This is a genomic window from Prolixibacter sp. DSM 2831, assembly GCF_056493735.1.
In genome coordinates, this window is sequence record NZ_CM151379.1 from 4,131,989 (window position 1) to 4,148,344 (window position 16,356).

The 16,356-nt window shown below is 45.7% G+C and carries 8 protein-coding genes; all 8 read left to right on the top strand.

Going from position 1 to position 16,356, the window contains the following annotated elements; translation table 11 throughout:
* The first annotated feature begins 9 nt into the window (after nucleotides 1-9).
* The 8 genes from AC060N_RS17065 to AC060N_RS17100 all read left to right on the top strand — a co-directional run bounded on the left by AC060N_RS17065 (nucleotide 10) and on the right by AC060N_RS17100 (nucleotide 16,337).
* Entirely contained in the window at nucleotides 10-3,264 is a 3,255-nt protein-coding gene (locus AC060N_RS17065; protein ID WP_479524828.1) for a TonB-dependent receptor, read from the top strand.
* Nucleotides 3,265-3,282: 18 nt separating this feature from the next.
* On the top strand, nucleotides 3,283-4,827 hold the full coding sequence (locus tag AC060N_RS17070; protein WP_479524829.1) for a RagB/SusD family nutrient uptake outer membrane protein: 1,545 nt from the start codon (nucleotides 3,283-3,285) through the stop codon (nucleotides 4,825-4,827).
* Between the two features lie 160 nt (nucleotides 4,828-4,987).
* A complete protein-coding gene (locus tag AC060N_RS17075; RefSeq protein ID WP_479524830.1) occupies nucleotides 4,988-7,042 on the top strand; it encodes a glycoside hydrolase family 65 protein in 2,055 nt (684 codons plus the stop codon).
* A gap of 43 nt (nucleotides 7,043-7,085) precedes the next feature.
* On the top strand, nucleotides 7,086-8,852 hold the full coding sequence (locus AC060N_RS17080; RefSeq protein ID WP_479524831.1) for a glycoside hydrolase family 13 protein: 1,767 nt from the start codon (nucleotides 7,086-7,088) through the stop codon (nucleotides 8,850-8,852).
* Nucleotides 8,853-9,217: 365 nt separating this feature from the next.
* The gene (locus AC060N_RS17085) at nucleotides 9,218-10,390 is read left to right on the top strand and encodes an esterase (RefSeq protein ID WP_479524832.1); all 1,173 of its coding nucleotides are present in this window, start codon (nucleotides 9,218-9,220) and stop codon (nucleotides 10,388-10,390) included.
* Nucleotides 10,391-10,567: 177 nt separating this feature from the next.
* Nucleotides 10,568-12,241 carry a carboxylesterase/lipase family protein gene (locus tag AC060N_RS17090; RefSeq protein WP_479524833.1) on the top strand — a complete coding sequence of 558 codons (1,674 nt, stop codon included), beginning with the start codon at nucleotides 10,568-10,570 and terminating at the stop codon, nucleotides 12,239-12,241.
* Nucleotides 12,242-12,389: 148 nt separating this feature from the next.
* On the top strand, nucleotides 12,390-14,543 hold the full coding sequence (locus tag AC060N_RS17095; protein WP_479524834.1) for a glycoside hydrolase family 3 C-terminal domain-containing protein: 2,154 nt from the start codon (nucleotides 12,390-12,392) through the stop codon (nucleotides 14,541-14,543).
* Between the two features lie 123 nt (nucleotides 14,544-14,666).
* On the top strand, nucleotides 14,667-16,337 hold the full coding sequence (locus AC060N_RS17100; RefSeq protein WP_479524835.1) for a carboxylesterase/lipase family protein: 1,671 nt from the start codon (nucleotides 14,667-14,669) through the stop codon (nucleotides 16,335-16,337).
* Nucleotides 16,338-16,356 lie beyond the last annotated feature (19 nt).

Genomic DNA, 16,356 nt, shown 5'->3' on the forward strand with positions numbered 1-16,356 from the left:
TTGCTTAAAATGAAGCTATTATTTGTCTTCGTTTTTGCCGCTTTTTCAACCTACGCGGCAACAAGTTACTCACAGGAAGTGATGTTTAACTTCAACCTGCGATCTGTCACTGTTAAACAAGTATTTGATCAAATCGAAAACAACAGTGACTTTATTCTGATTTACAACGAAAATGCTGTCGATTTGAACCGGACAGTTTCCGTTCGCGCAAGGAACGAATCTGTTCAGGATGTTCTCGACCAGGTTTTCAGGAATACCGGAAATACATATAAAATCTACGATCGCCAGATCGTGGTTAAAGCTCCGGTAGAATCTCCGAAAATGCCGAAAGTTTCCACTTCCGGTCAACAGCAGAAAACCATTTCAGGTACGGTAACCGATGAGGACGGAACACCGCTACCGGGAGTAACCGTCGTTATTCCGGGTACGACAACCGGTACCGTAACCGATATCGATGGTAAATTCTCGCTCGATATTCCGGCGGATGCCAAAAATCTTTCGTTCTCGTTCATTGGCTATTCCACCCAGGTGGTGCCGATTGGAGAACTGACTACATTCAATATCACCCTGAAGCCCGAAACTACTCAGCTGGGTGAAGTGGTGGCTGTTGGTTACGGTGTTCAGCGCAAAAGCGACCTGACAGGTGCCACCGACCGCTTAACCGCGGAAAATATGAATAAAAGTGTGGCCACTTCTCCGGTCGAAATGATGCAGGGACGCGTTTCGGGTGTGAACATTACCCAAAACAGTGGTGAGCCGGGGACCGGAATGACGGTACGTATCCGTGGTTCCAACTCGATCCGTTCAGGTCAGACACCTTTGTATGTTGTCGATGGCGTGCCGTTGGACAATGCCAATATTACTCCTGACGGTGGAACAGCGGCCGGTATCAACCAAAGTTCCAAACTTAATCCTATCAGCTTCCTTAATCCTGACGATATCGAATCAATCGACATTCTGAAGGATGCGTCCTCAACCGCAATTTATGGTGCACGAGGTGCCAATGGTGTTATCATCATCACCACCAAAAAAGGAAAACAAGGAAAAGGTAGCATTTCATATGACGGCTACATGGGAGTTTCACAAATCCGCCAAAAGATGGATATCCTAAGCGCCAGCCAATTCCGCAGCTACACCAAAGCTGACGGCAGTAAACTGCTCGATTTGGGAGCAAATACCGACTGGCAGGACGAAATCTTCACGACGGCCATTACACAAAGTCATAACCTTAGCTATGGGGGTGGTACCGAAAACTTTACCTACCGTTCGTCATTCGGTTATCTTGATCAGGAAGGTATTGTTAATGGTACCGGAATGAAGAAAATAAACGGTAGCATTAAAGTATCGCAAAAAGCCTTCAACGGGAAGCTGAAACTGGATGGAAACCTCACTGTTTCTCACATCGAAGATATGCGTGCTCCCATTTCGGAAACAGGTGGTTTTGAGGGTGACTTGATTCTCACCTCTCTGAAACTGAATCCCACTTATCCGATCTACAATCAGGACGGAAGTTACTATCAGCATTCCATCGACCAACGTAACCCGGTAGCGATGCTCAACCTGGTTGACGACCGGACGCAAACCGATCGCATCCTGGCCAACATGTCTGCGGAATACGAAATCATCAAGAATTTGAAATACAAAATTAATGTTGGTTTTGACCGCACCAATGCCGAGCGTCGGGTTAACCAGAATAAAAAGCTGACTTACCTGTCGAATAAAGGTGAAGCTGACATTAACAACATCACTGCCAATAACCGGATGGTCAATAACTATTTGACTTACCTGACGAAAATCGGCGATGATCATTCCTTCAACTTCCTGTTAGGTCAGGAATACCAATATGTGAAAGCCACCCGACACAATACCAATGTAAACGGCTTCCAGGTAGAAGACATCAAGTATACCAACAACCTGGGCTACGGTGATTTCTCCAATGCTGATGTTTCCTCGTCAGCCTACGAACGGGAACTTCAGTCGTTCTTTGGAAGGATTAACTATAACTACAAGCAAAAATACCTGGTAACTTTTACCGGACGTTATGATGGTTCATCCAAATTCGGTAAGAATAAAAAATATGGTTTCTTCCCTTCTGCTGCTCTGGCATGGAGAATTTCACAGGAAGATTTTCTGAGTAATTCGACAACCATCAGTAACCTGAAGCTCCGCTTAGGTTGGGGACGCACGGGTAACCAGGAAATTCCGGATAAAATTTCGTTGATGGCCGTAGGTACGACTGCCGACGCCAATGGGTATATAAATGGTGCACTGTCTCCCGGGATTACTTTCATCAGGACTCCGAATCCCGATATCCAATGGGAAACGACCGAGCAGACTGACCTGGGTCTCGACTTTGGCTTCTGGGACAACCGCCTGTCGGGTTCTATCGATTATTTCCATAAGAAAACCTATAATGTCTTATTGGAGCTTAACTCTTTGAAACCTGCAGCAACAGGTACACAATGGCAGAACGTACCCAATCTGAATATTTTAAACGATGGTATTGAGCTTTCATTGAATGGCCTGCTCGTTCAGAAGAAAGATTTCTCCTTTGAATTAGGAGGTAATTTCTCCTACATTAAAAATGAGGTAAAAAACCTTCCGGTTCAAAGAATAACAACAGGAGTTGCCAGCGGACAAGGACTGAGTGGTACATTGGTACAGGTTATTACCAATGGTGAACCTATCGGAACGTTCTACGGTATGGTATTCCAGGGATTCGATGCAAACGGAATCAGTACCTATAAAACCGATGCTGACGGCAATCCGGTAAAAGAATACTTAGGCTCAGCGCTACCCGACTTCACTTATAGCATGACCACTAAGATTCAATATAAAGGATTTGACTTTAGCATGTTCTGGTATGGATCTCATGGAAACAAGGTCTACAACAATACCGCGAACGCACTTTTCACCAAAGGTTCACTCGACAAAGGCTACAACGTAACCCAGGAAGTGTTCAACTCAAATGAAAGTCCGTCCAACTCCAATGCATACTCTTCTCGATTCATTGAGGACGCATCATTCCTGAGATTTTCAAATGTAACATTGGGATATACGTTCGATACCAAAAAGATCAGTTGGTTAGGAAATGCACGGGTATACGTAACCGGAAACAACCTGGCGCTTTTTACCAACTACTCTGGTTTCGACCCGGAAGTAAACGTGGATGCACAGTCAAACGGAATACCTTCTCTGGGAATCGATTACACCCAGTACCCGAAACCACGTACATTTACCTTTGGTGTAAACCTCAAGTTTTAATGCTTAAAAATGAGACAAATGAAAAAGCTTAAATTAATTAAATATAGTGCAGTGCTTTTCTTATTGGGAACGATGGCCTGTACCAATCTCCAGGAAAACGTGCTGGATGAACAATTGGGTACCAACCTGGTAAACGACCCTTCCAACGTTCAGGCATTAATCAATCCTCCATATGCAAGCTTAAGACATACAATCGAATGGTTTGACTACTGGGCTCTTCAGGAAATGTCAACGGACGAAGTTATTGTCCCTACCCGTGGTTCCGACTGGTATGATAACGGAGCGTGGCAGCAACTACACCTGCAAACCTGGACGCCTGATCATATCCGTGTTAGTAATGTTTGGAATGCTTTAACCCAGGGTGTCTCCCGTGCCAATACGGCAATTCATTACATCGGTCAGTTCCCTCAGGATGAGACTACGAAGTTGGATATCAATGAAGCAAGATTCTTGCGTGCTTACTATATGTACCTGATTGATGACCTTTACGGACAAGTTCCGTTCCGTCAGGCCGATGACCTTGATTTTTCGGCTGTTCCTGAAGTACTCAACCGTAAACAAGCAGTTAATTACATCGTCTCGGAACTGAAAGCAATATTGCCCAATCTGAAAACCAAATCAGACGTTGGATCTGCCAGGGTTACCCAGGGTGCGGCAGAGGCACTTCTGGCCAAAGTGTATCTGAACTACGAAGTTTATACCGGTGAGGCAAAATGGGATAGCTGCAAGTATTATTGCGATCAACTGATCAATGACCCGGATTATGCCGTAGCAGATGACTACTGGACCATGTTCCAAAAGGATGTTACCGAGAATCCTGAAATCATTCTTCGCGTCCCGATGGATGACAATGTTGACATGGGAAGTGGTAGTGTTTGGGTTAACTTCACCCTGCACTACAGCCAGACCTTTGGCAACATTACCAGTACATGGAACGGCCCATCAACAACGTCAACTTTCTTCGATACCTGGGATAAACAAAATGATGCTCGTTTTTACGATGACAGGATCAAAAGTGAAACCGGTTTCAATCAGGGATTTTTGGTTGGACAACAGTATGGACTGGATGGAACTGCTTTAAAGCAGCGTAATGGTGACCCGTTGGTCTTCGTTCCGGAAATCAACCTGCAAAGTTCGCCTGAAAACGCAGGTATTCGGGTGGTAAAATTTGCTCCGAATCCTGACACGCAAAATCAATTTTCTTCGCCAAACGATGTTCCGATCATGCGTATCTCGGACATCTATCTCATGAGAGCTGAAGTAGAATTGAGAATGGGTGACGAAGCTTCAGCTTTGGCCGATGTGAATTATCTCCGTTCAAAAAGAAGCGCCCAGGGCAAAACCTTACCGCAGTATACATCACTCACGCTTGATGACATTCTAAAAGAACGTGGTTACGAGCTGTATTGGGAAGGCTTACGTCGTCAGGACCTGATCCGCTTTGGCAAATTCACTGATGCATGGCAGGAAAAACCTGTAACAGATGCATCGAAAGAAATCTACCCGATTCCACAATCGGAAGTGGATATCAATCCAAATCTGACTCAAAATCCTGGTTATTAATCCGGGACAATTTCATAAGTGGATTAATAGAAAGATGCTGCCCCGAGATGGGGCAGCTCTTGTTTTGACCTGAGCCTTTCATGGCCGATTAGGAATAGCCAACAAGTACGGCGCTGACCTTTTTGGGTTCACTGCCCACAAACGAAATCTTACTTCCATCATGAAATATGTTCTTCTGTCGCTTCTCATTCTGGTAATCGGAAGCAATGTATCTAAAGCATCAAACGAACAGCAGGAAGGTTGGCAGATTACCGCAACCGATACTACCAATTATGTTGGCATATCCTTGGCCAACGGCCGAATCGGACTTGTACCATCTGCTGCACCATTCAGCGTAAAGTCGATCGTCCTGAACAACGTGTTCGATGAGTACATGTACAACAAAAAGGATCGCCTCATCACCAGCCGGGTGTTGCTGGGAATCAACTTTGCCAACTTAAATATGGTGATTGACGGCGATACAGTCACTGCAAAAAACATCTCTCGTTGGAAACAGGTCCTGAATATGAAAGATGCAAAGCTGACCACCTCTTTTCAATTCAAGGACAAAGCAACCATTTCTTACACCATTTACGCTTTACGCGGAATGCCATACGCCGGTATGATGGACGTCAACGTACAGGCACTGAAAAAAGACATCAAAATCTCGGTATCCGGACAAATCACTTGTCCGAAGGATTATAATCATGTGGTACAAGTTTTTAAAACGCCTCAGGACAATGAAATCCGGATGCCTTTATTGCAGACTGTGGCACTAAGTCCTACCGGGAAACAAAAACTGGCCACCACCGCGACGTTCGTTTTCAACGACAACGAGGAACCCGCGTTGACAGAATCGGTTCAATCGCCATTTGAGCATTCTCTCACTTTCTCCCGGGAACTAAAAAGCGGCAAAACTTTGAATTTTGCCTGGGCCGGTGCTGTTTGTACGTCGAAAAACTTCAGTGATCCGCAAAGCGAGTCAGAACGAATGGCTATCTACATCATGCGGGGAAACAAACAAGCAGCCATCGACCAACACATCCACCTGTGGCATCAACTCTGGCAGGGAGATATTCAGGTGGAGGGCGACCTGGAATCGCAGCGCGACATCCGTTTGGCCCTCTACCATTTGTATGCTTTTTCCCGTGATGATTCCAATCTCAGCCTGTCGCCAATGGGACTCTCATCGCAAGGTTACAACGGTCACGTATTCTGGGACACCGAAATATGGATGTATCCGCCGTTGCTGGTATTCAATCAGGGAATTGCCCGTTCCCTCCTGAACTACCGGGCTGCTCGTCTGGACAAAGCCAAACAAAAAGCATCTGACTATGGATACAAAGGCGCAATGTTCCCCTGGGAATCGGATGATACCGGAGAAGAGGCCACACCAACTTTTGCTTTAACCGGGGCTTTCGAGCAACACATCACAGCTGATGTAGGAATTGCCTTCTGGAACTATTTCCGGGTCACCCGAAATAAAGAATGGCTAAAAGATACCGGCTACCCGGTTATCAAAGCGACAGCCGATTTCTGGGCCAGTCGTGCGGTTAAAAACTCTGATGGCTCCTACTCCATCAACAACGTGGTGGGAGCAGATGAATTTGCGCCTAACGTGGATGACAACGCCTTTACCAATGGCTCGGCACAAACGGTGATGCGTTATGCAGAGAAAGCAGCTGAGTTACTCGATGAAAAGCCCAATTCTCAATGGGAAAAAGTGGCTTCCAATCTACGTTTCTACTATTTCCCGGATGGTGTCACCAAAGAACACAAAACTTACAACGGGGAGATCATCAAACAGGCCGATGTTAATTTGCTCGCGTATCCGCTTCAAATTGAAACCGACACTGCAGCCATTCGCCGTGACCTGGCTTACTACGAACCGAAAATGGCAAAAGAGGGACCGGCCATGGGACATTCAATCGTGTCGATTCTCTATTCCCGCCTGGGAAATGCCAAAGAGGCTTTCCGGATGTTCAAGAAGGCCTATGTTCCCAACAAGCGACCTCCGTTTGGCGCTCTGGCTGAATCAGCGACCAGCGACAACCCATATTTTGCTACGGGTGCCGGGGGAATGCTTCAGGCTGTCATCTTCGGCTTTGCCGGATTGGAAATCACCAGACAGGGCATTGTCCAACATACGCCATGCCTGCCTTTGCAATGGAAAAAGCTGACCATCACAGGTGTTGGTCCCGAGAAGAAAACCTTTACCATCGTTCATCACAAATAGTTTAGCTAGCACTTGTTCTTATGTTAATTTAAATCATTTTTTTATGAAAGTCAGAAAATATTTTGCTCTGCTGACGGTGGCCATTTTAACAGCCATGGCAGCATGCCAGTCACCCACGAAAAAGGATGACCAATCCATTCCAAACCGCAAATGGTGGAAAGAGGCCGTTGTTTACCAGATTTATCCGCGAAGTTTCAAGGACAGTAATGGAGACGGCGTTGGTGATCTAAAGGGAATTATCTCCAAGCTCGATTACATCAAAAGTCTGGGCGTTGATGTTATTTGGCTGAACCCAATTTACGCCTCTCCCAACAATGACAATGGTTACGACATCAGCGATTACCGAAAAATTATGAAAGAATTCGGGACGATGGCCGATTTCGATAGTTTGCTGAACGGCATGCACCGTCGTGGCCTGAAACTCGTACTCGACCTGGTTGTCAATCATACCAGTAGCGAACACGAATGGTTCAAACAATCACGCAGTTCGCGCACCAATCCTTACCGGAATTTCTACCACTGGTGGCCGGCCGAAAAGGGAAAACCTGCCAAACGGTACAGCTATTTCGATGTTGACAACAATGCGTGGAAATACGATTCGACCACCAATGCCTATTATCTGCACTACTTCGCTCGTTCACAACCCGATTTGAATTGGGAAAATCCTGAGGTGCGTAAGAAAATATACAGCATGATGCGCTATTGGTTCGACAAAGGAATCGACGGTTTCCGCATGGATGTGATTCCGTTTATTTCAAAGGATACGACCTTCCCTCCACTTCCGAAAAAATACCACGGTAACTTCCTGCATTACTACGCTAACGGACCACATCTGCACCAGTATTTGCATGAAATGAACCAGAAAGTGCTGAGTCACTACGATATCATGACGGTAGCCGAAGGTGCTGGCGTCACCAGCGACGAAGCCATGAATTTCGTCGATCCGAAGCGTCAGGAGCTGAACATGCTGTACAACTTTGAAGTGATGGGACTTGGTTTAAAAGGTGGAGAGTACCGCGACCTGGATTCCAACGGAGTCAGCCTGGTACAGTTCAAAAAGATTTACACCAAATGGGATAGCGTTTACGGTGAAAGAGGCTGGGGCACCATTTTCCTGGGTAATCACGATATGCCCAGAATGGTTACCCGCTGGGGAAATGATTCACCGGAATACCGCGAGCTCTCTTCAAAGATGCTGACAACTTTTCTGTTGACAATGCACGGAACTCCTTACTACTATTTTGGTGATGAACTGGGAATGGACAACATCAAATTCGACAGCATCAGCGATTACCGGGACATCGAAACCCTGCATATTTATGAGCACATCAAGGAAACCGGTGGTGACTTGCAGCGTTTCCTGAACAACGAAAAGATGATTGCGCGTGATAACGGCCGGACGCCTTTCCAATGGGATACAACAGCCAATGCTGGTTTTACTTCCGGGACACCGTGGATAAAAGTAAACCCGAATTACAAAACGGTGAATGAAGCAGTGGAAGAAAAAGATCCCAATTCTACCCTCAACTATTTCCGCAAAATGGTTCAGTTCCGGAAAAACAACCTCATAATGGTTTACGGAAAATATGAATTACTCGATCAGGACAATCCCAACGTGTATGCATATACCCGTGAACTCAACGGCCGGAAAATGTTGATTCTGCTCAACTTCACTGACCACCAGGCAGAAGCTCATATTCCGGTAAACATGAAGAATGCCAAACAACTAATTGGCAACTACTCGGGAACAGCTGAAAATGAAAATCCATTATCGTTGAGACCTTACGAAGCCAAAGTTTACCAACTCTGATTTGAGGATTTTACCTCGACACCAAAGCTGACATGTTTTCCACCACAAGGGCTCCTGCATTTGGAGCCCTTTTTTGTTTATAATGATTCCAAAATTCAATTAACTTAAATTGATATAATCCAGCAGTAATTTTTTTAAATATTTTTATTGTGTTAATTAAACACAATGAGAATATCATAGTCTAACAGAAAATTATCTGAGACACATGATTACTAACGAGACTAACCAAACCATTTATTATCAGTTTTTGATAAGCGATCTCTCCGATTTCGTCACTCCGGACATAATTGTCCTCACCCCTGTATTTGTCCCTTTATCAAATAAATCTAATTCATAAATAAATACTCAACCTAATCATGAAACAAATGAGAAACCAACTTTTTCTATTCCTGATTACTTTGCTCCTGATGAGTTTTTCATCCATGGCGCAACAAGCGTTGTGGGGAGGCCCCAACATCGTATCTCCTGAAATCAATAAAGACCACACCGTTACATTTCGTATTCAGGCTCCCGATGCCAAAGACGTTAAATTATCAGGCGACTGGATGCCCCGACAGGGATGGATTCCGGGGTCGGCCGATATGACCAAAGACACTGCCGGAATATGGACATACACTACGGATGTTTTATCTCCTGAATTATATAGCTACAACGCCATTATCGACGGCGTAAAAACAACCGACCCAAACAATGTTTACCTGATTCGCGATGTGGCATCGGTATTCAATGTTTTTCTGATTGACGGCGGTCAGGCCGATTTGTACAAAATCAATGATGTCCCGCACGGAAGGGTAGCCAGATGTTGGTATGATTCGCCAGGAAATAATACGACCCGCCGGATGACCATCTATACGCCTCCGGGCTACGAAAACAGCAAAGAGAAATACCCTGTTTTATACCTGCTTCACGGCATGGGTGGCGATGAGGAAGCCTGGATTGCACTGGGAAGAACCGCGCAAATCATGGACAACCTGATTTCCCAGGGAAAAGCCAAACCAATGATTGTGGTGATGCCTAACGGGAATGTGGCCCAGCAAGCGGCTCCGGGCGAGTCGCCTAAAGGATTTTATAAACCAACAATGCAACTGCCACACACCATGGATGGCCAATACGAAGCAACGTTCAAGGACATCATTAACTTTGTCGAAAGCAACTACCGCGTGCAGGCCAACAAAGCCGGACGTGCTATTGCCGGACTTTCCATGGGCGGTTTTCATTCGCTGCATATTTCCCGCTATTATCCGAACACATTCGACTATGTCGGACTTTTCTCCCCGGCCATCATGCCCGATCCAAAAGTTCAGTCAAAAGTGTATGCCGATTTTGACGCGACATTGAAGAAACAGATGGAAAACGGTTATAAACTCTACTGGATTGGTATCGGGAAAGAGGACTTCCTATACAAGTATGTAAAGGAATACAGAGAAAAACTGGATGCAATGGGAATGTCATACGTCTACCGCGAAAGCGATGGAGGCCATATCTGGAAAAACTGGCGCATTTATCTCTCTGAGTTTGCTCCCAAACTATTCAACTAAACACCTAATTCGCAATCTCATTATTGTGAAAAACATAAGAAATACCACACTGGATTATAGTTTACCAATATAGTCTCTCAACCCATGCTTCTTTGCCTGTGCTGAAATCGATCAGCATTCTGGCAAAGAAGCATTGATTTATCGGCAACACCTAAAACCAAACTAACTGAACTTAAGATGGACGACCTTACCAGAAGAGAATTTTTCCGTCGAACAGCATTTGGAATTCTTCCGGCACTCGCTTTGCCTCCTCTCGCTTATTCTTCATTGTCTTTTTCGTATACCGATGTAGAAGTTGAAACGGCTTATGGAAAACTTCTCGGAAGCAGAACGGAAGGCGTAAATATTTTCAAAGGCGTCCCTTACGCAGGAAGTGTCTCCGGAGAACGGCGTTTTTTAACGCCAGCCCCGTTAAAAGCATGGACCGGAGTGAGAGAAGCTAAACGACTGGGACCTCCTTCTATTCAGAGTCCTAACCAAACGTACGGCATCGATGAACCAGATCCGGCAGAGGATTGCCTGACACTCAATATCTGGACTCCCGCCAACGATAACAAGAAGCGGCCGGTAATGGTATACAGTCACGGAGGTGGTTATACGCACGGCTCCGCCGGAAGTGTGGCTCAGGATGGTTCTAACCTCGCCAGAATGTACGATGTCGTGGTGGTTGCCACTAATCACCGGCTGGGTTTGCTCGGATATCTTTACCTCGACCAAATTGCCGGTGATGAATATGCCGGTTCCGGAAATCGCGGTGTTCAGGATATCGCTATCGCGCTGAAATGGGTGAATGAGAATATTTCTGCGTTTGGAGGCGATCCGAACAATGTCATGATCTTCGGTGAATCAGGTGGCGGATTGAAAACATCCTGTCTCTATGCCATGCCCGAAGCGGCTCCCTATTTTCATAAAGCCTCCATCGAAAGCGGACCGGGTGTAATGATGAAAACAGCTGATGTCGCAGCTGAAACCACCGAGTTGTTACTGAAACAACTGGGAATAGCACGTAACGACTGGAGAAAACTCCTAAAACTTCCTCCTTCGGTACTTCTCGATGCGCAAGAGCAACTGCAAAAGATGGGAGACCTCTCTCAAATAGCGGGTTTCCATGGCATTGGTGCAGCCGGCAAAGGTGGGTTCGGTCCGGTGGTGGACGGAGTGGTCCTACCTACTCATCCGTTTGATCCGGTAGCCCCTTCCCTTTCGAAAGAAAAACCGTTGTTGGTCGGTTGGAACGAAGATGAATTTATCTTTTTTGCCATGTTCTCTGGCGACACAGAAGCCTTCCAACTAACGGAGGAAAAATTGTATCAACGAATTGAGTCCATTCTGGGAGATAAAGCACGATTGGTTGTCGACACCTACCGGGAAGCTTATCCCAAAGCCACACCAACTCAACTTTTCATTGCCATTCGCTCCATCCTGATAATGGGATTGGGCTCCATTACCATCGCCGAAAGGAAAACACAACAGGAAGGTGCGCCGGCGTATCTCTACAACTTCGGGTACAAATCGGATCTGAAGGTTCCGGGTACGGATTATGAATTTGGATCGATGCACGCGATGGACATTCCTTTTAAGTTTCACAACATCGATAATGTGCTGGATAAATCGGGTCACCGAAGTTCCGGTATGGCTGGAAATCGGGCTGAGCGTTTTGCTGCTTCGGACAACATGTGCCAACTGTGGACTTCCTTCGCCCGGACGAGTGTCCCTTCAGCAAAAGGACAACCAGCCTGGCCTGCTTATAATCTGAGCACCCGCCCGCTCATGAGAATCGATACCCAATGTTCAGTGATAAACGACCGCTACAAAACGGTGCTTAAAATGTGGAGAGAAATTCTAAACTAAAATGATGATGAAAATGAATGTCAAAAATGTTTTATGTGTTGCAATCCTTATTGCAATCTCGTCGGTAAATTGTTTAGGCAAAAGCGTTCATCAATCAGCTTTATTAAAATACGATAAGCAGATTGACGGCATTATCAAACAAATGACGTTGGAAGAAAAAATAAACATGCTGCATGCCAAGCACATGTTTGTTTCGGCTGGTGTAGAGCGTTTGGGAATAGCCGACATGATATATGCCGACGGACCGTTTGGTATCCGCGAAGAAATGCAGCCCGATGGTTGGATGCCCTTAGGATGGGAAAAGGACAAAGCTACTTTTTTCCCGACCGGATCGGCACTGGCCGCAACCTGGAGCCCGGAACTAGCTTATGCTTATGGCACCGGAATGGCCAGGGAAGCACGCTTGCGCGGAAAAGATATGATTCTTGGACCGGCCATCAATATTCAACGTATCCCAACCGGAGGGCGCACTTATGAATATTTGAGTGAAGACCCTTTTTTAAGCTCAAGACTATCGGTTGGTTATACCGAAGGAGTTCAGGATAACGGCGTCGCAGCCTGCTTAAAACACTATGCGCTGAACAACCAGGAAAACAACCGGGGAACCGTAAATGTAATTGTCGGTGAACGTGCCATGCGCGAAATCTACCTGCCTCCGTTTAAAGCGGCAGTTGAAGAGGCTGATGCATATGGCATTATGGCCGCTTACAACAAAGTGAACGGCTGGTGGTGTGCCGAAAATGATATATTACTGAATAAGATTTTACGTGACCAATGGGGCTTTGCCGGCATGGTAATCTCCGACTGGAATGGTACACACAGCACTGTTGATGCCATTACCAACGGTCTTAATGTTGAAATGCCCACTCAAAAATACCTTGGCAAGGCTTTGCTTGATTCTGTAAAGACAGGATTGGTATCGGAGGACATAATTGATCAGCGTGTTCGCGAAATACTCAGGGTCAGACTGGCCATTAAGCCAATCCCGAAAGAAGAAGCCAACCAGGAAATGACTTCTCAACCGGCACAGCAGAAAATTGCTTACGATGTAGCCTGCAAATCAATTGTATTGTTGAAGAATGACGGTTCACTTCCGTTAGATCTTAGCAAAAAACCTGTAATTGCAGTTATTGGAGCCAACGCCAAACAAACCATGGGACTTGGCGGAATGGGGGCAGGTGTTAAAACCTTGTATGAAGTAACACCGTTTGAGGGCCTGCAAAACAAAATTGGAGATAAAGCCGAATTGATTTATGCAAAAGGATACGAACCGATTGTTTTCAATTTCGCTGATTTTTTCAAGAAAAAAACACCTGAGGAACTTGAAAAAGAAGCCCGCGAAAAAGAAATCACAGCCAAAAAATTAGCCGCAGAAGCCGTAGATGTAGCATCAAAAGCTGATATTGTGTTATTCATCGGTGGGGACAACAGGGCCGTGGAAAGTGAAGGAAGAGACAGGAAAGACATTAAACTTCCGTCAGGACAGGATAATTTAATTCAGGCAATTGCCAAGGTAAACCCCAATATTATTACGGTACTCACAAGTGGCGCACCTAACGACCTCAATGTTGTAAAACCTGTTTCTAAAGCATTGCTTATTTCATGGTTTAACGGCACGGAAGGTGGAAATGCGTTGGCCGATGTGTTGGTAGGAAATATTTCGCCGAGTGGTCGTTTGCCATTTACCCTTCCCATTAAGCTCGAAGATTCGCCGGCTTATGCCTTAGGTAATTATCCGCAAGGGAAAAAAGGTGCCGATATCTTTGCCGATCTGGTTTCACAAACTGAGAAAGTGGAAAAATCGAAAGGCGCTGCATCGGAAGAAGACTTAAAAAACGATCCGAATACGGCCATCTATTCAGAAGAATCGCTGGTAGGTTACCGCTGGTTCGACACAAAGAATATTCCTGTAATGTATCCTTTTGGTTACGGTCTTACCTACACAAATTTTGAGTACACAGATTTGAAAACCACCAAGGATACCTACGGAAAGGATGATGTTATAACTGTTTCATTCAAAATGAAGAATAGCGGTTCGGTAGCAGCCGACGAAGTTGCTCAGGCATATGTCCATCGTATCAATCCATCCGTCGAATGGCCGAATAAAGAGCTTAAAGCATTCTCTAGAGTGACTTTAAAACCGGGAGAAAGTAAAACAGTTAAGCTGAATATACCGGTAAAAAGCCTTCAATATTGGAATGAAGCTAAACAGACCTGGGCCGACGACCTTTGTAATATCGAATTACAGGTTGGCGCCAATGTGTCCGATATTAAACTTCAAAAAAAGATTGCCTTAATGTAAACCTATATACTCCGGACCATTAATAATCAACCAGATACTGAACCCTAATTGTATTAGAAGAAGTGGTATTGATTATTAATGGTTTACAAAATGAACCTGAAAAACATTAAAACTAACCAGTTCATGAAAACAAACCGACGTAGTTTTTTCAAAACATTAGGTGCCGGAGCAGCCGGTGCCAGCCTGGCGTCTCTTCCTTTTTCAGGAATGGCAACCGAACAACCTTCAGTGAACGACGATGACCAGCAACTCTTTATTGGCGACGATATCGCGATAGCAGAAACAGAATACGGTAAGGTTAGAGGCTTTATTCTTCGTGGAATACACCAATTTCGTGGAATTCCGTACGGAGCCGATACAGGTGGAAAGAACCGCTTTATGCCGCCACAAAAACCGGAACCATGGAAAGAAATTCTGCCTGCCGTTTGGTGGGGAAATACGGCTCCGCAAATCATGGATGGCCGGTATGCGAACGCTTATGCTTCGTTTGTCGACCACTGGAATTACGATGATGTGAGTGAAGATTGCCTCAAGTTGAACATCTGGACTCCAGCCATCGATAAAAAGAAACGGCCGGTATTGGTTTGGTTACACGGAGGAGGTTACACCAACGGTAACGGTATTGAGCAGGATGGCTACGACGGCGAAAATTTCAGTCGCAAAGGCGATACTGTTTTTGTATCGATAAATCATCGCCTTGGTCCCATCGGTTTCTCTGATTTGTCTGGTGTAGGTGGAGAAAAATATGCCGATTCGGGTAACGTGGGCGCGCTCGATATGGTCGCCGCACTGAAATGGGTACAAAATAACATCGCCAATTTTGGCGGAGATCCTCGTAGTGTAACGATCATGGGACAATCCGGCGGAGGTGCTAAAGTTTGTATTCTCACTGCGATGCCCGATGCAAAAGGTACGTTCCACAAAGCAGTTCCCCTGAGTGGCTCGACCACCGAGGCGATGGACCAAAACTATTCCAGGAAACTGGGAGAATACGTTTTGAAAGAAGCCAATCTGACATCTTCCGAAATAGACAAATTACAGGAGATGCCCTGGAAGGACTATATTATTCTCGCCAACAAGGCTCTTAAAAAAATGAGGGAAGATACGGGTGAAAACAGAGGATTCAGAGGCGGTTTCGCGCCCGTAGCCGATGGAAAAAATATTCCGAAAGGAAAATTCTATACCGAAGCAAACGGACTTTCTTCGGATGTGCCGATGCTTATTAGCAGTACGTTCCATGAGTGGGCCATGAGCCGGACCAATCCGGAGCTGGAAAAAATGACAGCCGACAAAGCCATTGAAATGCTGAAAGAATGGGCTGGGTTTGGCGGTGGATTGGGTGATAAAGCCCCGGAAGTGTATGCTGCTTACGCCAAAGCGTTCCCGGATGCCAAACCGGTAGAACTGGCCATCATGATTAGCAGCAACCGCAAAGGGGTCATCGAGACGGCTAATGCCAAGGCCAATCAAAAAGCGCCGGTTTACGTAGCCTGGTTTGGTTGGCAACCGCCACTGTTCGATAACCGCATGCGGGCTTTCCATTGTCTCGATATCTCGTTCTGGTTCGCGAACACCGACCTCATGCTAACGCACAGCGGAGGTGGAAAACGCCCGAGAATGTTGTCGGATAAGATGTCCGGAACATTGCTTCAGTTCATGAAAACCGGAAATCCCAATGGTGGAGGACTGCCCGAATGGCCACGCTATACGGTCGAAAAAGGCGAAACCATGATTTTGAACGACCGCTCCGAGGTAAAAGATGACCCGGATCGGGAAGCCAGAAATCTAATCTAACGAATTAAAATGACCGGAA

Coding starts and splice junctions, on each gene's coding strand:
- AC060N_RS17070 (WP_479524829.1), top strand. CDS start 3,283: ATGAAAAAGCTTAAATTAATTAAATATAGTGCAGTGCTTTTCTTATTG.
- AC060N_RS17080 (WP_479524831.1), top strand. CDS start 7,086: ATGAAAGTCAGAAAATATTTTGCTCTGCTGACGGTGGCCATTTTAACA.
- AC060N_RS17090 (WP_479524833.1), top strand. CDS start 10,568: ATGGACGACCTTACCAGAAGAGAATTTTTCCGTCGAACAGCATTTGGA.
- AC060N_RS17075 (WP_479524830.1), top strand. CDS start 4,988: ATGAAATATGTTCTTCTGTCGCTTCTCATTCTGGTAATCGGAAGCAAT.
- AC060N_RS17085 (WP_479524832.1), top strand. CDS start 9,218: ATGAGAAACCAACTTTTTCTATTCCTGATTACTTTGCTCCTGATGAGT.
- AC060N_RS17065 (WP_479524828.1), top strand. CDS start 10: ATGAAGCTATTATTTGTCTTCGTTTTTGCCGCTTTTTCAACCTACGCG.
- AC060N_RS17100 (WP_479524835.1), top strand. CDS start 14,667: ATGAAAACAAACCGACGTAGTTTTTTCAAAACATTAGGTGCCGGAGCA.